Genomic DNA, 20,343 nt, shown 5'->3' on the forward strand with positions numbered 1-20,343 from the left:
TTGTCCAACAATCCGTTCGACGACGAGAACGGCCGATTTCTGGTGCTCGTCAACGAGGAGGAGCAGTACTCGCTGTGGCCGACCTTCGCCGCCGTTCCCGCAGGCTGGACCGTTCGGTTCGGCGGCCCTGACGGCACCGACCGTGCAAGCGCGCTCGGCTGGGTCGATGAGAACTGGACCGATATGCGCCCCAAGTCGCTGCGTGACCGGATGAACCAAGAGACCGCCGACGCCGGCTCGACGGCGTGACCGCTGCCGCCACGGGCGACCCCGCAGGCACACGGACCGGCGCTGCGGTGCTGCGTCGCACGCTGACGCGCAACCTGCGCTGGCTGATACCGGGAACCACGCTCATCTCGGTGCATCAGCTGTGCGAGGTGGCGGTTCCGGTACTGATCGGCATCATCGTCGACCGCGCGGTGGCCACCGGCAGCGTCGAAGCGATCATCAGATGGATCGCCGCACTCGCCGCCCTGTTCCTGGTGCTGACGCTGGTGTATCGCATCGGCGCCAGGATGTTGATGTTCGCCATCGCCCGCGAATCGCATCTGCTGCGGGTCGAGCTCAGCGCCAAGATCCTCGATCCCCTTGGCATACACACCGACTACAAGGTCGGCGAACTGCTGTCGATCACGTCGAACGACGCCGAGGAAACCGGCTACGTCATCGACTACCTGGCCCGGATCGCCGGTGCGATCGTCGCGACCATCGCCTGCGGCGCGATCCTGCTGAGCATCGATCTGCCACTGGGTCTGATGGTTCTCGTCGGCGTGCCGATCGTGGTGGCGGGACTGCAGCTGACCGCGCCGATCATTGCGCAGCGCGTCGAAGATCAGCAGGCCGAGGTCGGCCGCGCCACCGCGCTGGCCACCGACCTGATCAGCGGACACCGTCCCCTGCAGGGCATCGGCGCGCAGGCCAACGCCGCCGCCAGGTACCGCGCCGCGAGCCGCCGGTCGTTGGTCGCCGCCCTGCGTGCTGCCCGCATCCAGAGCGTGCACGCCGGAGCCGCCGCGGCGGCGGGCGCGCTGGCGGCAATGGCGGTGGCGGTCGCCGCGACGTACTTCGCACTCCGCGGGGACCTGTCGCTCGGCGAGCTGATCACCGTGATCGGGTTGGCCCAGTTCCTAGTCGAGCCGTTCTCGCTGCTGGCCGTCGCGCCCAGTGAGGTCGCCGAGTCCCGCGGTTCGGCGAACCGGGTCGCAAAGGTGGCATCCTCACCCGCCCGCCACCGGCCCGAAATCGCAGTATCCGCGCCCGCCGGAATCGATCCGAGGGCCCTGACGATCGACAAGGCCAACCACGCGGGCCTGGACGAGTTGGCCCTTGACGTGCAGCCAGGCGAGTTCGTCGCCGTGCTGACCTCTGACGCGCGTCATGCCTCGGCACTGATCGACCTGTTGTCCGGGCAGGTCAGATCGCCCGACGCGGGCACCGTGCTGGTCGGCGGCCGCCGAATCGGCGAGATCCCCCCTGGCGGAAGGCGAAGCTGCCTTCTCGTCGAGCACCACAACGGCGACCTTTTCAGCGGCACCCTCGGGTCGAACCTCGCGGTCGCCGGCGCCGACCCCGAGGCGATACAGGCCGCGCTGGAGGCTTCGTGCGCGACCGATGTCGTCGCGCTGCACCACGACGGCCTTGCCCACCCTGTGGTCGAGCGCGGCGCCAGCCTGTCCGGCGGCCAACGGCAGCGCTGGACGCTGGCAAGGGCGCTGGCCGCCGATCCCGACGTGCTGGTCCTTCACGATCCGACCACGTCCGTCGACGCCGTCACCGAACAGGCCATCGCCGACGGCATCCGGCGGCTGCGCGGCGCCGGGGGGCGCACCACGATCGTGCTGACCAGTAGTCCCGCGCTGCTCGCCGCCGCCGACAGGGTCGTCCTTATCGGCGACGGCCGCGTTGCGGCGCAGGGCTCCCACGCCGAGCTGTCCGACGCGCACACGGAATACCGCGCGGTGGTGTCAAGGTGACGATCAGCGAATCGATCACGCCGCCGGTGCTGCCGGTGGCCACTCCTTCACGCTCCTGGGCGTGGCTCACCAACGACCTACGCCGCCGACGCGGCGGTACCGCGGTCGCCGTCCTTGTCGGCCTGGCGGCCGCGGGTATGGCGACCGTCCCGATCTACCTGCTCGGCACCCTCGTCGACCGGGTCAGCGACGGAGGCACCGTCGGCGGGCTCGTCGGCGTCTCGGTCGTCATCGGGGTGACTGCGCTCATCGGCGGGCTCGGCACCGGCCTTTCCACCTACCTGGTCACCCGACTTGGCGAGCAGACGGTCGCCGACCTGCGCGAAGACGTCCTCGAACGCGCGCTCAACGTGCCCGCCACGATGATCGAAGAGACCGGCCGCGGTGATCTGCTGTCCCGTGTCGGCGCAGACATCGGCGCCGTCGCCAAGGCGGTGTCCCAGGTTCTGCCGGAGATGCTGAACGCGTTCTTCCTCGGCATCGTCACCGTCGCGGGGATGTCCAGCATCGACTGGCGGCTCGGGCTTGCGGGCGCGCTGTGCATACCCGCCTACGCCGCAGGGCTGAAGTGGTACCTGCCGAGATCGGCGCCGCGCTACGCCGAACAACGGGTCGCGATCGCGGCCCGCGCCCAGGCCACCGTCGAATCCGTCCAGGGTGTCCGCACCATCGACGCTTACGAGATCCACGACCGGCGGCTGGCGGACATCGACCGCGAGTCGGCGCGCGCCCGCGACATCTCGGTCGCGGTCTTCACCCTGTTCACCCGTCTCGTCGGCCGTGTCAACCGCGCCGAGTTCATCGGGCTCACAGCCACTTTGGTGGTCGGCTTCCTGCTGGTGCGCTCCGGCACCGTAACGGTCGGACAGACCACGGCGGCGGCGTTCATGTTCCACCGGCTGTTCAACCCGATCGGCATGATGATGTACAACTTCGACGAGATCCAGGCCGGGGCCGCGTGCCTGGCCCGCCTCGTCGGGGTGGTGGACATGGCAACCCCTGCGGCCACCCAGTCGGCCGCGGGCAAGCCGACATCGGTGCCTGCGGGGTCCGACGTCGAGATCGACGAAGTCTCGTTCGCCTACGGCGCCGGACCGCAAGTGCTGCATGATGTTTCGTTGACCATCCCCGCCGGCACACGATGCGCGCTCGTCGGTACCACGGGCGGGGGCAAGACGACCCTTGCCGCCGTCGTGGCCGGCCTGCTGGCCCCCACCCGGGGAGAAAGCCGCATCGGCGGTGTCCCGGTCGGGGAGATCGATCGCGGGTCGCTCCGCGACTGGGTGGCCACCATCACCCAAGAGGTTCACGTCTTCTCCGGTCCGTTGATCGATGACCTGCGCCTGGTCGCCCCGGATGCAAGCATCGACGAGGTATGGGCGGCGCTGCACCAGGTCGGCGCCGGCGCTTGGGTCGAGGCGCTCGACGACGGTCTGGACACGCTGGTCGGTGAGCAGGGCCTGGCGTTGACGGCGGCCCAGGCACAACACATCGCGATGGCCCGGCTGGTTCTGGCCGACGCGCAGGTGGTGGTGCTCGACGAAGCCACCGCCGAGGCGGGCAGCGCGCACGCCGCGGAACTGGAGGCGGCCGCGGCCGCTGCGACGAAGGGCCGCACCACCCTTGTCGTCGCGCACCGGCTGACCCAGGCCGCCACCGCCGACAAGATCGCCGTGATGGACGACGGACGGATTGTCGAGAGCGGCAGCCACGCCGAATTGGTCGCGCTCGACGGCCGTTACGCCCGATTGTGGCGGGCTTGGAGCACACACGGGTGAGCACGGAGTCGGTCGATATCGCGGATCTGCTGCACGAGTGGAACAACCACTCGACACCGGAAGCCACCTCCACGGTGCCCGCGCTGTTCGCCAACCAATGCGCGGCCACCCCGGATGCGGTGGCGGTCGTCCACGGTGAGCGCCGCCTGACGTATCGCGAGCTCGCCGACCGTGTCGGTCAGCTGGCAGACGCGCTGGCCGACAACGGCTCCTGCGCCGAGACGATGGTTGCCGTCGGAGTTCCCCGCTCGGCGGAGATGGTGGTCTGCGTGCTGGCCGCGATGCTCGCAGGCGCCGCATTCGTGCCATTGGATCCCACGTGGCCGCAACACCGCCGCGCGCAGGTGCTGGCCGACGCGGGCGCGTCCGCAGCGTTCATCGGCCGGGGTGACGAGTCCGATTGGGGCGTACCGACTCTCGGAGTCGACCTCGATGACTGGCGGTACGCCGATCGGCCCGGCCACCCTCACGCGGTGACGGTGCACCCCGCACAACTCGCGTATGTCATCTTCACCTCCGGGTCGACGGGCAAGCCGAAGGGCGCGATGATCCGCCACGACGCCATCGCCGAACGCCTCTGCTGGCAACGCGACAGCGTCCTCGGCTTCACCGGTGGGGACGCGGCGCTGTTCAAAGCGCCACTGTCCTTCGACATCTCGGTGAACGAGATCCTGCTCCCCCTGATCAGCGGTGGCTACGTGGTGGTCGCCGAACCCGACGGCGAGAAGGATCCCGAATACCTGCTGAACCTGATCCGCACCCAACGGGTCACCTTCGTCTACCTGGTGTCGTCGATGCTCGACACCCTGCTCGAACTCGACCGCATCGCCGTGTCCGCCGGGCAGCCCGGCTCGCTGCAATCGCTGCGACACGTGTGGTGCGGCGGTGAGGTCCTCACCCCCGCGCTGTTCGCGCGGTTCCGCAGCCAGCTGACCACGACGCTCTATCACGGCTACGGCCCAGCGGAAGCGACGATCGGTGTCTCCCATGTGATCTACCGCGATACCGCAGAGCGGATCGCGACGTCGATCGGCAGGCCTAACCCGCATACGCAGCTCTACGTCCTCGACGAGGATATGCGGCCGGTGCCGCCGGGGGTCGGCGGCGAACTGTACGCCGCCGGCTTCCTGCTTGGCCGCGGCTATGTCAACGCACCGTCGCTGACCTCATCGCGATTCGTGGCTAACCCGTTCGACGACAACGGGTCTCGCATGTACCGCACGGGTGACCTGGCGCGGTGGACCGCCGATGGCGCACTGGAGTTCCTCGGCCGCGCCGACAACCAGGTCAAGATCCGCGGAAGACGAATCGAGCTGGAGGAGATCGAGTCGCAGCTCGGGGAGCACCCCGCAGTGCGCCAGGCCGTCGTCGACGTGCACCGGCACGGCGGGGCCGAACATCTGGTCGGCTACCTCGTCACCGTCGACGGCGTGACCAACGACGATGCGCTGCATCGCGACATCGCCGACTGGTCGCGGACCCGGTTGCCCGAGTACATGGTGCCGACGCTGTTTGTCGCATTGGCGCGGGTGCCGCTGACGAACAACGGCAAGACCGACCGCCGAGCCCTGCCAGAGCCGCAATCCGGCGCGGCCCGGAGGGTGAACCCGCCGCGTACACCGCGGGAGACGGTGCTCTGCAAGGCATTCGGCGAGGCGCTCGATCTCGACGAGGTCGGCGTCGACGAAGACTTCTTCGCCCTCGGCGGCGACAGCATCGTCGCGATCCGGGTGGTGAGCCGGATCCGGGCCGCGGGCTACACCCTTGCGCCTCGCGAGATGTTCGCGCACCGGACCGTCGCGGCGCTCGCGCCGCTGCTCGCCGAGACCGCGGCCTCGCCCGCCGAACAGACCGAGCCCACCGGCCCGGTGCCTGCGACGCCGATCCTGCACTGGCTCGACGGGTTCGCCGCATCGGGATCTGCACTGAACGGGTTCTACCAGGGCATGTCCCTCGTCACGCCTGCGGAACTCGACGAGGCCACCCTGCGAGAGGCGTTGCGGGTGACCTTGGCGCGCCACCATGTGTTGTGGGCGGCGACGGCCGGCGGGGCCGCTGAGCTCGTCATCCCCGACGCGCCTGCACCGGTTCACCTCCGGGTCGTCGACTCCGATGCGGATATGGACCGCCTGCTCGGCGACCTGGTCGCCACGCTGGACCCGGCCGCCGGGGTGATGGTCGCCTTCGGGTGGCAACGCCGCACCACCGGCCCTGGTCGCCTTTTGGTCATCGGGCATCACATCGTCGTCGACGGCGTGTCTCTGCGCATCGTGGCGGAGGATCTCGCGACCGCCCACGAACACATCGCCGCTGGACGGCCCGCGCAGCTTTCTCCGACAGCCACGACATGGCGGCACTGGGCCATGTGCCTGAGTCGGGCCGCCGCCGACGGTGCGCTCGACGACGACCTGGACTACTGGCGACGGGTTTGCGCGATCTCCGAAAAGCCCTGGGGCGACAGGCCGCTGGACCCGGCACGGGACACCGTCGCGACCGAGGCGCGGTTGACGGTCGCGCTGCCCGCGGCGATCACTGAAGCCATCCTCGCCGCAGTGCCCGACCGGATCCACGGTCACGTCAACGACGCCATGGTCGCCGCACTCTACCTTGCACTGCGCGAATGGCAGGCGGACAAAGGCGCGGACGCCGACACCCTGCTCGTCGAGATGGAGGGGCACGGCCGCGAAGGGCACGAGGTCGGTGATGTCGACCTGTCGGCCACCGTCGGTTGGTTCACCACGCTGTACCCCGTTGCGCTGAGCGCGGTCGAATTCGACTGGCGCGCAGCGCTGTCCGACGGCCAGGCCCTCGGCGCGGCGGTGCGATCGATCAAGGATCAGCTGCGGGACGTGCCGTCGCACGGGCTCAGCTACGGCGCGCTTCGATACCGTTCCGAAGCCGACCCCGACCTCGTCGCGCAACCGCAGGTGCTATTCAACTACCTTGGTCGGTTCGACACCGCGGAGCGTCCGTGGGCGTTCGCAGGCGACGACGTCGCCGTCATGGAGGGCCGCGACCCGGCGATGCCGTTGCCGCGGCTGCTGGAGGTCAACGCCGAGGCGGTCGACTCCCCGCACGGCTCGATCCTGCGCGCGACGTTCAGCTGGCCGTCAGGTGCGGTAGCCGAGGCGGACGTGTCGCGGCTGGCCGATCGTTGGACCGCCCTGCTGGCCGCGATCGCCGCCAGCCCCCACGTCCGCGGCCACAGCATCTCCGACTTTCCCAGGGTCGGGCTCGACAACGACGACGTCGCCGATCTCGAGACCGCCTACCCGGGCCTCGTCGATGTGCTGCCGTTGACCGCAACGCAGCAGGGCATCTACTTCCACTCCACGTTCAACCGGCGAGACGATCCCTACGTCGTGCAGCAGATCGTCGACATCACCGGCCCACTCGACGCCGATCGGTTTCAGCGGGCCACCGAAGCCGTCGTCGGCCGCCACCCGAGCCTGTCGGCGGCCTTCACCACCCTGTCTGACGGCATGCCCGTCGCGGTGCATGCCGCAGCCGTGCCGCCCGATTTCGACGTGGTCGACGCGCGTGGCGATTCCGACCCCGCCGCCGTTGTCGCGCAGCGCGCCCAATGGGAGCGAACCCGCCGGTTCGACCTGGCCGCCCCGCCGTTGACGCGCTACACCCTCGTCCGGCGCGCCGACGACCTGCACACCCTGATCCAGACGGTGCACCACATCGTCGCCGACGGCTGGTCGGTCCCGATCGTGCTCGGCGACCTGTTGACCGCCTACTCCGGGGCCGATTTCGACGGTCCCGCACCGCAGTTCGCGCGCTTCGTGGACTGGCTGGATGACCGCGACGACGCCGCGGACCGGGCCGCATGGGCGGTGGCGCTCGACGAAGTCGCCGCGCCGACCCTGATCGCGGCGTCCGACGGCACCCGCGGCATCGACTCCCCGCGTGCCGACGGATTCGGCAGCCGCACATTGACTCTGCAATCGAAGACAGCGCTCGCCGCGGCCGCGGGCCGGGCATCGGTGACGGTGGGAACGCTGCTGCACAGCGCGTGGGGTGTCACCGTCGGTCGCCTCACCGGTAGCGACGACGTCGTGTTCGGCACCGTCGTCTCCGGACGCGACGGCGACGTGGACGGCATCGACAGGATGGTCGGCCTGCTGGTCAACACCGTGCCCGTGCGGGTGCGGTGGAACGCGGCCGACTCGGTCACAGACGTTGCCGCCAAGCTGGCGGTCGCCGAGTCGCAGGTCGCCGACCACCACCACATCCCGCTCACAGAGGCGCACCGGATCACCGGTGTCGGGGAACTGTTCGACTCGCTTGTCGTCATCGAGAACCTCGGTGCCACCACATATTCCACGGGTGGGCTGGTGTTGGGCGAGATCGGGGTCATCGAGGCCCCGCACTACCCCGTCACGGTGATGATCGCCGTCCGGGAGACGATCACGCTCACCGTCACCAACAATCGGGGTCAGGTTTCCGACGCCTTCGCCGACGCCGTCGCCCATGCGTTCGCCGACCTGATATCCGCCGTCGCGGCCGATCCCGCCATTGAATGCGGACAGATCGTGCTTGCGGGCCCCGACCTCCCGGTCGACGCAACGGCGGCGGGCACGGTCAGCGATCTGATCTCGCGCGCCATCGCTGGTCACCGTGACGAGATCGCGGTCGTTTCGGGCCAAGACTCGCCGACCTTCGGCGAAATCGACTCACGCGCAGCTGTAATGGCGCGACGGCTTGTCGATGCGGGGGTGCGGCGCGGCGACGTCGTTGCGCTTGCCATGGCGCGTTCGGCGGACCTCGTCTCCGCCATGTGGGCGATCATCTCGACCGGTGCCGCGTACCTGCCAGTCGACCTGTCCTATCCGCGGGCGCGTATCGAGTTCATGCTCGGCCACGCGAAGCCGCGCGCTGCGCTGATCGACGACGCAGGCCGGGCGGTTCTTGCGGGCGCGGTCGCCGATGTCACGACGCTGGTGTCCGCAGAAGGCCCGTTCGATCACCACCCAGCGTTCGATCCCGTCGCGGTCGGACCACTCGACGCCGTCTCCGTGCTCTACACGTCGGGCTCGACAGGGGAGCCGAAGGCCGTGGTCGGAACCCATGGGGCGCTGGCGAACCGATTGACATGGGCGATCGAGGCGTGGCCCGCGCCGATCCGACTCGCCAAGAGTTCGCTGTCCTTCATCGACGGCACCACCGAACTGCTGGCCGGTCTGGCCTCTGGTGCGCGCACCGTGCTGGCCGGCGACGACTCCGTCCGCGACGGCCGCCTGCTGGCAGGCTTGGTCGCCGCTCACGACGTCGGTCAACTTTTGGCCGTCCCATCACTGGCCGCGGCGCTGGCCGATGAACACCCCGCGTCCGTGGCGGGGGTACGCCGGTGGATCGTCAGCGGTGAACCCCTCGAGCCCGGCCACGCTGCGGCGCTGCGCACCGCATGCCCCGGCGCCGAGATCGTCAACTCCTACGGTTCCTCCGAGGTCACCGGCGACGTGCTCGCGGGCACACAGGACGTCGACGGCATCACGCTCGGCACGGCGGTGCCCGGTGCGGGCGTTCGCGTGCTCGACCCGTACCTGCGGGATCTGCCCGACGGGGTGATAGGCGAGATATACGTCAGCGGTGTGCAACTGGCGCGCGGCTACCTGGATCGACCCGGGCAGACGGCGACCCGGTTCGTCGCCGCTGCAGACGGTGAGCGGATGTACCGCACCGGCGATCTCGGCGCCCGGCTTTCCGACGGCCGGGTCACGTTCGCGGGCCGGGTGGACAGGCAGCTCAAGGTCAACGGCCATCGGGTGGAGCCGGGCGAAATCGAGGCCGCGTTCACGCGGCTTGCCGAAGTAACCGAAGCCGCCGTGATCGGTGCCGGTTCGGCGCTGGCGGCACTCGTCGTCACCACCGCCGGTTCCCGCGCCCCCGACATGCTGCTGGCCGACGTCGCCGCCGCGCTGCCTCGTCACATGGTGCCGACGACCGTTGTCGCGGTCGAGGCGATTCCGCTGTTGCCCAACGGCAAACGCGACCCCGCGGCGATGCTGACGCTGCTGCCGCATGCCGACGCCGAGGCAACGGCCACGCCGGCTCCCACGGACGACGTGACGCGGGCGATCGTCGAGGTGATGGGCGAGGTGCTCGGCAGGGACACCGTCGGCGCCGATGCCGACTTCTTCGCACTCGGCGGTGACAGCATCGCCGCAATCCGCGTCACCAGCAGGCTCGCCAGGGCCGGCTACCACCTCACCACCGAGGACGTCTTTCGCCGCCGCAGTGCCGTCGGGCTGGCCGCGCTGATCGGTGAATCGGGTGCGGCGAGCGATGCCGGTATGCCCGCGGCGGCGATACCGCGGTTCGGCACCGTGCGACTGTCCGACGCCACCATCGACCGGATCACGTCCGCCGATGCCGTCGAGGACATCTGGGCGATGTCGCCCCTTCAGCGGGGCGTCTACTACCAGAGCATGCTCGATGACGCCGCAACGACCTACATCGCCCAGAACGTATTCGACTTCGACCGCCGCGTCGACGTCGATGCGATGCAAGCGGCGTTCACCGCGCTGCTGCGCCGCCACCCACAACTGCGCGCAGGCTTCCGGACCGTCGAGCATGCCGAAGCCGAGCCCGCCGCCGACGCAACCGGAATGGTGGCGGTTCTGGTCGCCGATCCGCCGTCCGACATCACCGTCGTCGACCTCAGCGCATACCCCGCCGATGACCACGCCGTGGCCCTTGCGGCACAGCGCGCCACCGACACCGATCGCACCGCGCCGTTCGATGTGGCCAATCCGCCGCTGTTGCGGCTGACGATCCTTAGCCTGCCGGGCGGCCGGGATCGGATGCTGTTCACCTATCACTTCCTGTTGTTCGACGGCTGGTCGCGTGAGCTGGTGCTGCGTGAGCTGTTCGCGCTCTACGACTCTCGCGGTGAGCGCGGCGCGATCGATCCGCACTCAGATCTCGTCGTCCGCCACCTCGACTGGCTGGGCCGGACAGGTGACAGCTCGCCTTCCGACGCATGGCGCGAGTTGCTGACCGGCCTCGACGGACCGACGTTGGCCAGCGGTGTTGAGCCGGGCGACCCGCGCGCCACGCCGGCGAATGAGCCGGGACGCATCGTCGTGTCGGTTCCCGAGGCCACCACCGCGCGGCTGCTTGCGCGCGCCAACGAACTCGGTGTGACGCTCAACGCCGTGGTGACCGCCGCGGTGGCGATCGTCACCGGATACCACGCGGGCACCACCGACGTCGTCGTCGGCGCCACCGTGGCGGGCCGGCCGGGCGAGCTGGTCGGCATCGACGAGACGATCGGACTCTTCCTCAACACCGTGCCCGTCCGTGTCGACGTCTCCCCCGCGCGATCGGCATCGGAAGCAATGCGCGACATCGGGGAGCAGCGGGTCGCGATGATGCGCCACGATCATCTCGGGCTCGGTCAGATACAGCGTGCCGCAGGTGATTCCGGCAGCGCACTGTTCGACTCGCTGCTGGTGCTGCAGAACTTCCTCGACGACGACACCTTCACCGACCTCGAGTCCGGGCTCGGGATCGTCGGCGTCGACTACCACGACACCACGCACTTCCCGTTGACCTGGGTGCTCACGCCCGGCCGCGAGCTGACGGTGAAACTCGAGCACCGGGTCATCGACGACCCCGGGGCCCGGGAGATGGTCGCGCAGCTGCTGTCGGTACTCGAAGCCCTTGCGGCGCAGCCCGATGCGCCGGTAGGTTCCCTGGTGCTGGTCGGGCCGCCGCGACTGGCCGAACTGGAACAGCGCTGGTCGTCGACCGCGCGGCCGGTCGAGCCGGTCACCGTCGCCGAACTTCTGGCACGTCAGGCCGACCGCACCCCACACGACACCGCCCTGGTGTTCGGTGCGCAGTCGCTGACCTACCGCGAGTTCGATGATCGGGTGTCGCAGCTCGCCAGGTATCTGCGCTCACGCGGCGCCGTCCCGGAAACGTTTGTCGCGCTGGCACTTCCGCGATCCATCGACATGGTGGTTTCGCTGTTCGCGGTGCTGCGGGCCGGCGCGGCATACCTGCCCCTTGAACTGGATCTGCCGATCGAACGCCTGCGCACGATCATCGACGACGCCCGCCCTCTGCTCTTGCTGACCACCGCCGAACACGCCGAGTTGGCCGCCTGCGCCCATGGGCACGGAGCGACCGTGATCGCCATCGATGACGCCGACACGTCCGCCGCACTGGCCGCCGTCGGATCGGATCCGTTGACCGAAGCCGAACTCGGCGGCTTCACCGACGGATACGAGCGGCTGCAGCACCCCGCGTACCTGATCTACACCTCCGGCTCGACCGGGCGCCCAAAGGGTGTGCTGACCGGATACGCGGGCCTGACCAACATGTACTACAACCACCGCGAGGCCATCTTCGAGCCGACGGTTCGGCGGGCCAACGCGGCCGGACGCGACCGCCAACTCGACGTCGCGCACACCGTGTCGTTCTCCTTCGACATGTCGTGGGAGGAGCTGTTCTGGCTCGTCGAGGGCCACCGCGTGCACGTCTGCGACGAGGAGCTTCGCCGCGACGCTCCCGCGCTGGTCGACTACTGCCGTCAGCACCGCGTCGACGTCATCAACGTCACACCGACCTATGCGCACCACCTCATCGACGCCGGGCTGCTCGGTGACGACGAGGCCGGGCACACCCCCGCGCTGGTGCTGCTCGGCGGGGAAGCGGTCGGCGACGGAGTCTGGTCAACCCTGCACGACCATCCCGCCTCCGCAGGCTACAACCTGTACGGCCCCACCGAGTACACCATCAACGCCCTCGGCGGCGGCACCGACGACAGCAGCACACCCACTGTGGGACAGCCGATCTGGAACACCCGCGGTTACCTACTCGATGCGGCGCTTCGCCCGGTGCCCGACGGCGCGACGGGCGAGCTCTACCTGGCGGGTACCGGCCTGGCCCGCGGTTACCACCGCCGCCCCGGCGTGACCGCGAACACCATGATCGCCGACCCGTACGTGCCCGGCGGCCGGATGTACCGCACGGGTGATCTGGTGCGCCGCCGCGGCGACGGACATCTCGACTTTCTCGGCCGCGCCGACGACCAGGTGAAGATCCGCGGCTACCGCGTCGAACTCGGCGAGGTCGAAGCCGTACTCGCCGCGGCAGAGCAGGTGGGGCGCTGCGCCGTCGTGGTGCGCAAGAGCCGCAAAAGTCCAGACGCCCCCCCGGTCAAAACGCTTGCCGCCTACATCGTTCCGGTCGACGAACACCGCGACGACGCCGAACTCGTCGCCGCCCTCCGCGATCATCTGGCCGCCGTGTTGCCTGGATACATGGTGCCGACCCGCTACGCCGTCGTCGATGCCCTTCCGCTGACCATCAACGGAAAGCTCGACGTGGCCGCGCTGCCGGAGCCGTCGGCCGCCATTTCCGGCGCCGGTCGCGCACCGGGCAGCGAACGTGAGGCCACACTCGTTGATGTGGTGTCGGCCGTGCTTGGCATCGAAAGCGTTGGTGTCGACGACGATTTCTTCGCCATCGGCGGCGACAGCATCTCCTCGATCGCAGTATGCGGCCGGGCCCGTAAAGCTGGCCTGGCAATCACTCCACGCGACATCTTCCGGCGCCGCACCATCGCCGCGGTCGCTGCGGCCGCCGAAACCGTCTCGCAGCCGAGAACCTACGAGCCTGACACCGGCGTCGGGGTAGTCGCATCGACACCGATGCTGGCCGAAACGGCGCAATCGGACACGCCTCTGGCCAACTTCTACCAGTCGATGGTGTTGTCGGTTCCGACGGGGATCACCGGTGACCAACTGGATCGTGTCCTCGGATCTTTGCTCGACGCCCACGGGATGCTGCGGGCCCGCCTCGATGTCACCGACGACGGCTGGACGCTGACCGTTCCCGAGTCGCATCCAGCCGACGCCGTCTCGGTGACCCGCCGGGACGGAACACTCACCGCCTCCGACCTCGGTGCGGCGACGGCGGCCGCTGCCGCCGACCTCGCGCCCGAGGACGGGACCATGCTGCGCGCCGTGTGGTACGACGCCCCAGGCGCGACGGGCCAACTGCTGCTGGTGATCCACCATCTGGTGATCGACGGGGTGTCCTGGCGCATCATCGGCGAGGACCTGGCCCGTGCTTGGCAGCAGATTTCGACCCGCGGCGAAGCCTCTGTCGACGACGTCCCGACATCGTTTGTGACGTGGTCGCAGTCGATCACCCGGACGCGCTTCGACGACGAGATCGAGTACTGGAACAACGTACTGTCCACCCCTGACCCCGATCTCGGCAGCCGGCCGCTCGACCCGGCCGCCGATGTCGCGGAAACCGTTCGCACCCATACCATTTCGCTGCCTCACCCGGTCAGCTCGGCGCTGTTGTCGTCGGTGCCCGCGGCCATGCACGGAGGTGTCAACGACGCGCTCCTTGCGGCACTCGGCCTCGCGCTGGCCAAGTGGCGGACCGACCGCGGCCGTGCGGAAGGCACCGCGGCCGTGCTGAACCTCGAGGGCCACGGCCGCGAAACCGACGTCGCGGCGGGGCATCTGGATCTGTCCCGCACCATCGGCTGGTTCACCGCGATCTACCCGGTGCGAATCGATCCCGGCGCGCTGGCCTGGTCCGATGTCGTCGGCGCGGGTCCGGGGTTGGCGGCGGCGGCGAAAACGGTCAAGGAGCAGCTGCGGTCCGTTCCTAACAAGGGCCTCGGATACGGCGTGCTCCGGTACCTGCAGAAGCCCGCGCCGGTGGATGGGCCGCCACCACAGATCCTGTTCAACTATCTTGGCCGGTTCGCAGGCGGTAGCGGCAGGGAATGGGAGCCGGTCGCCGAGATCGGTGCGCTGCGCGAAGGCGTCGACCCCACCAACCCCGCTGTGGCCCTTGAGATCAACGCCCTTGCCGAGGACCGGCCGGAAGGCACAGTCCTGACGATCACATTGGCCTGGCCGGATGGCCTGCTCTCCGCGGGCGACGTCGAAGAGCTCGCGGCGCTGTGGAGCCAGGCGCTGACCGCACTGACCAGGTGCACCGCGCTGGCCGGGCACACGCCATCGGACTTCCCACTGATCGCGGTCGCACAGGCAGACGTGGACGAGTGGGAACGGATCGGCCCGATCGACGATGTGCTGCCACTGCTGCCGCTTCAGGAGGGCATGTACTTCCACAGCGCCTTCGGTGAAGGGGTGGACGGCTATCGGGACACCTACCGGGTGCAGCAGATCGCCGAACTCGTCGGACCTGCGGACCCGGATACCGTCAGCGCCTCCATCAGCGCGGTGATGCGCCGACACCAAGCGCTGCGAGCAAGCTTCCGCGCGCTCGAGGACGGCCGCATCGCGCAGGTCATCTGGACAGATGTGCCCGCGGACTTCGAGTTCGTCGAGGCAGATGCGCGACAACTGGAAACCATCGCCGGCGAAGCACTTTCGCGGCCGTTCGAGTTGCAGCACGCACCCCTGGCGCGCTACACCCTTGTCAAGCTGAGCCCGACCGAACACCGGTTGATTCAGACCATGCATCACATCGTCGCCGACGGCTGGTCGTACCCGGTGATCTTCGGCGACATCGTCGGTGACTACAACGCCAGAGTCGGCGCGGCGACGGACCCGACACCGGTGAGCGTCACACTGCGCGACCACATCGAGGCCGTCACCACCGGCGACCGGGCAGCTGCCCGCCGGGCATGGTCGACCGCGCTCGCCGACGTCGAAACCACCACACTCCTGCCCACTGAAGGACACACCGTCGGTGAGCATCGCAGTGCGATGCGGCGGCTCTCCTGGGATCGCACCCGTGAACTGGCCGAGACCGCCCGGGAACATGGGGTCACGCTCAGCACCGTCCTGCACGGGGCATGGGGTCTGCTTCTCGGCGGGCTGCTCAACCGCACACGCGTGGTGTTCGGATCGACCGTGTCGGGTCGCGGCGGCGACCTGCCCGGCACCGAATCGATTGTCGGGCTGCTGATCAACACCATCCCGGTGCCGATGTCATGGCAGCGGCAGAGCCCGATCTCGGCGGTCATGGCCGAGCTGCAGGATCGGCAGTCCGCGCTGCTTGACGCCCAAGGGCTGGGTCTGGCGGAGCTCGCCCGGTTGGCGGGCGTGCGGGATCTGTTCGACACCATGGTCGTCGTCGAGAACTTCCCGACCGTCGCGAAAGTAGGCGACGCCGCAACGTTGGAATTCCGCGGATTCACCGGAACCGATTCGCCGCACTACCCCGTCTCGTTCGTCGCGTATCTCGACGAACAGCTGACGGTCGAGATCAAATACGACGCCGCGGTGGTGACCGAACAGGAGGCAGGCCGGATCGCCGAGCGGGTGGAGCAGATCCTCATCGCCTTCACCGACCAGCCGGATGCGCCCGTCGGCGGGATCGACCTGCGCACTGCGGGCGAGCGGGAACTCGGCGCGGACACCCAGTCACGGCGCGGCCCTGACCGGACACTCGACGAGGCGTTCACCTCGGTGGCCCGCCGCAACGGGGATTCCGTCGCTGTCACGTGTGGTGCCGAACAGCTCACCTACGCAGAACTCGACGCCAGGGCCTCGGCGGTGGCGGCGGCGCTGGTCGAGCTGGGGGTGCGACCCGAAGCCAGGGTTGCGGTTGCGCTTCCGCGATCGGTCGACCTGATTGTCGGGCTGGTGGCCGTCATCAAGGCGGGCGGAACGTATGTGCCCCTTGACATCGACTCACCGCAGGTCCGTCTGCAGCACATACTCGGTGACGCGGAGCCCGTCTGTGTGCTCGTCGACAGGCAGGGTCGGGTCGATGCGTCCGGCGCGCCGGTCGTGGTGCTCGACGACGCCGCCGCGCGACCGGCATCGCGTCTCACCCCCGCCGTTCACCCCGACAATGCCGCCTACGTCATCTACACATCCGGGTCGACCGGCGTGCCGAAGGGGGTGGCCGTCACCCATCGCAATGTCGCGGCGCTGTTCGACGGTGCGGCGGGGCTCTACGATTTCGGGCCGGACGACGTGTGGACGATGTTCCACTCCGCGGCCTTCGACTTCTCGGTGTGGGAGCTGTGGGGTCCGCTGCTGCACGGCGGCCGGCTGGTGGTCGTCGAACAGGAGGTGGTCCGCGATCCGGACCGCTTCGCCGAACTGCTCGAGGCCGAACGGGTTACGGTGCTCAACCAGACACCGTCGGCGTTCTATCCGCTGATCGACGCCGACCGGCGGGCAGCGCCTTCACTTGCCCTGCGCTGGGTGATCTTCGGCGGTGAACCGCTCGACGTCAGACGGCTCGCCGACTGGTACGGCCGGCACGGACCCGAAGCGCCCCGGCTGGTGAACATGTACGGCATCACCGAGACGTGCGTGCACGTTTCACACCGGCCGCTCGCAGCGCATGACACCGGCGCTGCCGACAGTGTGATCGGCGGACCGATTCCCGGCCTGCGAATCCACCTGTTGGACAGCAACCTTCGGCCGGTGCCGGTCGGGGTGGTCGGTGAGCTGTACATCGCGGGCGGCCAGCTCGCCCGCGGATATGTCGGTCGTCGGGGGCTGACGGCCTGCCGCTTCGTCGCCAACCCGTTCGACGCCGCGGGCGAGCGGCTGTACCGCAGCGGGGACACCGCGATGTGGAACGACGACGGTGAGCTGGTCTATGTCGGCCGATCCGATCAGCAGGTCAAGGTGCGCGGCTACCGGATCGAACTCGGCGAGGTGGAGTCGGCGCTGGCCGCGCTGCCCGAAGTGGCCAACGCGGCGGCGGCGGTGCACACCGACGGGACCGGCCGCAGTCGCCTGACCGGCTATGTGGTCGGACGCGAGACGGTCGACGTGGCGGGCCTTCGCACGCGGCTTGCGCAGCGGCTGCCCGACTACATGGTGCCTTCGGTGATCGTCGAACTGGATGCGTTGCCGCTCACCGTGAACGGCAAGCTGGACCGCGCGGCGCTGCCCGCGCCGACCGTGGCATCACAGTCCGATTCGACGCAGGCGGACACCACGGGCGAGCGGGACACCGCTTCGTTGTTGGCCGCGCTGTGCGGCGAAATCCTGGGCACCGCAGTCGGTGTGGACGACGACTTCTTCGCCGTCGGTGGCGACAGCATCGTGGCGATCCAGCTGGTGAACCGGGCGCGCCGCGGCGGACTTCGGATCACCCCGCAACAGGTGTTCATCCATCGCACACCCGCAGAGCTCGCCGAAGTGTGTGGCGGGGGTGTCTCCGCACCGGCGGCCGATGACGATTCCGGACCGGACGTCGGCGAGGTGCTGCCGACCCCGATCGTCGCGCGCCTCGCCGAACTCGGCGGCACAATCGACCGGTTCAATCAGGCCGAACTGCTGCTCACCCCCGTCGGGGTGACCGTGGACCTGCTGGACGCCGCCGTCAACGCCGTCATCGCCAGGCACGACGCGCTGCGGCTGCGGCTGCACCGCCCCGCACCGATGCTGTGGTCACTGGAAACCGTTGCAGACGCTCCGATCTCGGTGCTCAGGGTGGACGCCACCCAGTACAGCGATGACGAACTACGGGCCGCGATCGCGACGCAGTCCGACGCCGCGGCGGACCGGCTGGATCCGGGCGCAGGCGTCATCGTGGCTGCGGTGTGGTTCGACCTCGGGCCGCACGCACAGGGGAGGCTACTGCTTGTCGTGCATCACCTCGCCGTCGACGGGGTGTCGTGGCGCATCCTGATCGACGATCTCGGCGAAGCGTGCCGCCAGCTGCGCGACGGTCACCGCCCCGCGCTGCCGACAGTGCCCACCTCTATCCGCTCCTATGCCCGCGCCGTCAACGAGAACGCCCAGCAGGCCGCACGATTGGCCGAATACGAGCACTGGACCACCACGTTGGCACCCGGCGGCGAACTCGACCCGCACGCGGACCTGGTCAGCCTCACCGTCGGGCAGACACGCGATCACGAGGTTGCGCTCACCACCGGCGAGACTGTGCCGCTGCTCACCACCGTGCCCGCGATGGCCAACGCCGATGTGACCGAAACCCTGCTCGCCGCGTTGCATCTCGCGGTTGCCCGCTGGCGTGTTGGCAACGGCCTGCCAGCCGATGCACCGGTGGTGCTCGATCTGGAGCGGCACGGACGCGACGGCTGGCCAGAGGACCTCGACCTGTCCCGCACGGTCGGCTGGTTCACCGCGATCTCGCCGGTGCGGCTGCCCGCATCCGACGACGACGATGCGATCGCGGTCCTCAAGGCCGTGAAGGAACGGCTGCGCGCCGCGCCCGACGGCGGGCTCGGGTTCGGTCAGCTGCGCTACTGCAATCCGCGCACGGCCGCGGCGTTGGGTCGGCTGCCGAATCCTCAGCTGCTGTTCAACTACCTGGGCAGGTGGGCGACCAACGGCGACGACGATTGGGGTTCGGCCCAGGAGGTGGACGCGCTTGCCGCCGAACCGAACCCCGACATGGGCACCCCATACCTATTGGAGATCAACGCGATCTGCGATGACACCGCCGACGGTCCGCGCCTGCGCGCCACGTTGACCTATGCCGACGGCGGCCTGAGCCGAGACGCCGTTGCCGACCTCGGCGAGCGGTGGGTTGCGGCGCTGCGTGAACTTGGTCAGGCCGCGGCCGGGGCTCCGACGGTTGGTGCGCTGACCCCATCCGACGTGCCGCTCCTCGCGCTGACCCAGGAGCAGATCGACAAGGCCATCGCCGCGTCCGGGCCGATCGAGGCGATCTGGCCGCTGTCTCCGCTGCAGGAGGGCGTATATCTGCAGGCGCGCTACGCCACGTCCGCGGTCTACATAGTGCAGAACGTGTTCGACTTCACCGAGCCGATCGACGTCGACGCGCTGCGGGATGCCTACACCGCGGTGATGCGGCGCAATCCCGTTCTGCGGTCCGGCTTCTTGGCCGACGATCTGCCCCAGCCGCTGGCCACGATCGCCAAGGATCCGGTGTGGGAGCCCGAGGTGATCGACCTGACCGACCTTGCGCAGCAGGATGTTTTGGAACGCGTCGCGCAGCTGACCGCCGACGATCGGCTCCGTACCTTCGATCTGAATACCCCGCCCCTTGCCCGTATGACGGTGATCCGTACCGGCGGTCGCGACCGACTGATCTTCAGCTACCACTTCCTGCTGCTGGACGGCTGGTCGCGCGAAGCGCTGCTGCGGGAACTGTTCACCGAATACCGGACGGCGCGACGCGGCACGCAGGCAACCGAATCCCCCGCACCGACCGCGCAGTTCAGCGACTACCTGCGCTGGCTCGCCGATCAGGACCGGGACGCGGCAGCGCGTGAGTGGGCGGACGCATTGGCAGGGCTGTCCGCGCCGACGCTGTTGGTTCCTTCGGCGGTTGGCACCGACCCCACGCTGGCGCTGCGGCTGGACTTCTTCCTCACCGAGGAGCAGTCCGCGGCGCTGACCGCCATGTGTCGGGCGGCAGGCGTCACCCTCAACGCGGCGATCAGCACCGCGCTCGCGCTGGTCCTCGGCTACGAAACCGGCAGCGAAGACGTGGTTTTCGGATCCACGGTGGCGGGACGTCCGACCGACATCGATGGCATTGACTCGGTCATCGGGCTGTTCCTCAACACCGTGCCGACACGCGTCCGCCTTGACCCCGGTGCCTCGATCGTCGACACCATGGCTGCGGTGCAGGCCGACCGGCTGCACATGATGGACCACGAGTACGTCGGTCTC

4 protein-coding genes (1 of these 4 running past the window's edge) are annotated in these 20,343 nt (G+C 69.2%); all 4 read left to right on the forward strand.

Annotated elements, in window-relative coordinates:
• Tightly spaced (each overlapping or abutting the next), the 4 genes in view from D6M19_RS09665 to D6M19_RS09680 form a layout consistent with a single transcriptional unit that may run on beyond the window.
• A complete protein-coding gene (locus D6M19_RS09665) occupies window positions 1–249 on the forward strand; it encodes an MbtH family protein (protein ID WP_123024970.1) in 249 nt (82 codons plus the stop codon).
• Entirely contained in the window at window positions 246–1,973 is a 1,728-nt protein-coding gene (locus D6M19_RS09670; RefSeq protein WP_164478410.1) for an ABC transporter ATP-binding protein, read from the forward strand. The genes D6M19_RS09665 and D6M19_RS09670 overlap by 4 nt, the downstream gene beginning before the upstream one ends.
• Window positions 1,970–3,751 (forward strand): ABC transporter ATP-binding protein, encoded by a 1,782-nt coding sequence (locus D6M19_RS09675; RefSeq protein ID WP_123024971.1) that lies wholly within the window; start codon window positions 1,970–1,972, stop codon window positions 3,749–3,751. Before D6M19_RS09670 ends, D6M19_RS09675 begins: the two co-directional genes overlap by 4 nt.
• A protein-coding gene (locus tag D6M19_RS09680) for a non-ribosomal peptide synthase/polyketide synthase (protein ID WP_123025056.1) crosses the window boundary here: on the forward strand, window positions 3,748–20,343 show its 5' portion. Its footprint extends 9,108 nt past the window's final position; 16,596 of the gene's 25,704 nt are visible here — the first part of the coding sequence; its start codon is at window positions 3,748–3,750; the stop codon falls past the right edge of the window. The genes D6M19_RS09675 and D6M19_RS09680 overlap by 4 nt, the downstream gene beginning before the upstream one ends.

This window comes from Mycolicibacterium stellerae, assembly GCF_003719305.1.
In the GTDB taxonomy this organism is placed as follows: Bacteria; Actinomycetota; Actinomycetes; order Mycobacteriales; family Mycobacteriaceae; genus Mycobacterium; species Mycobacterium stellerae.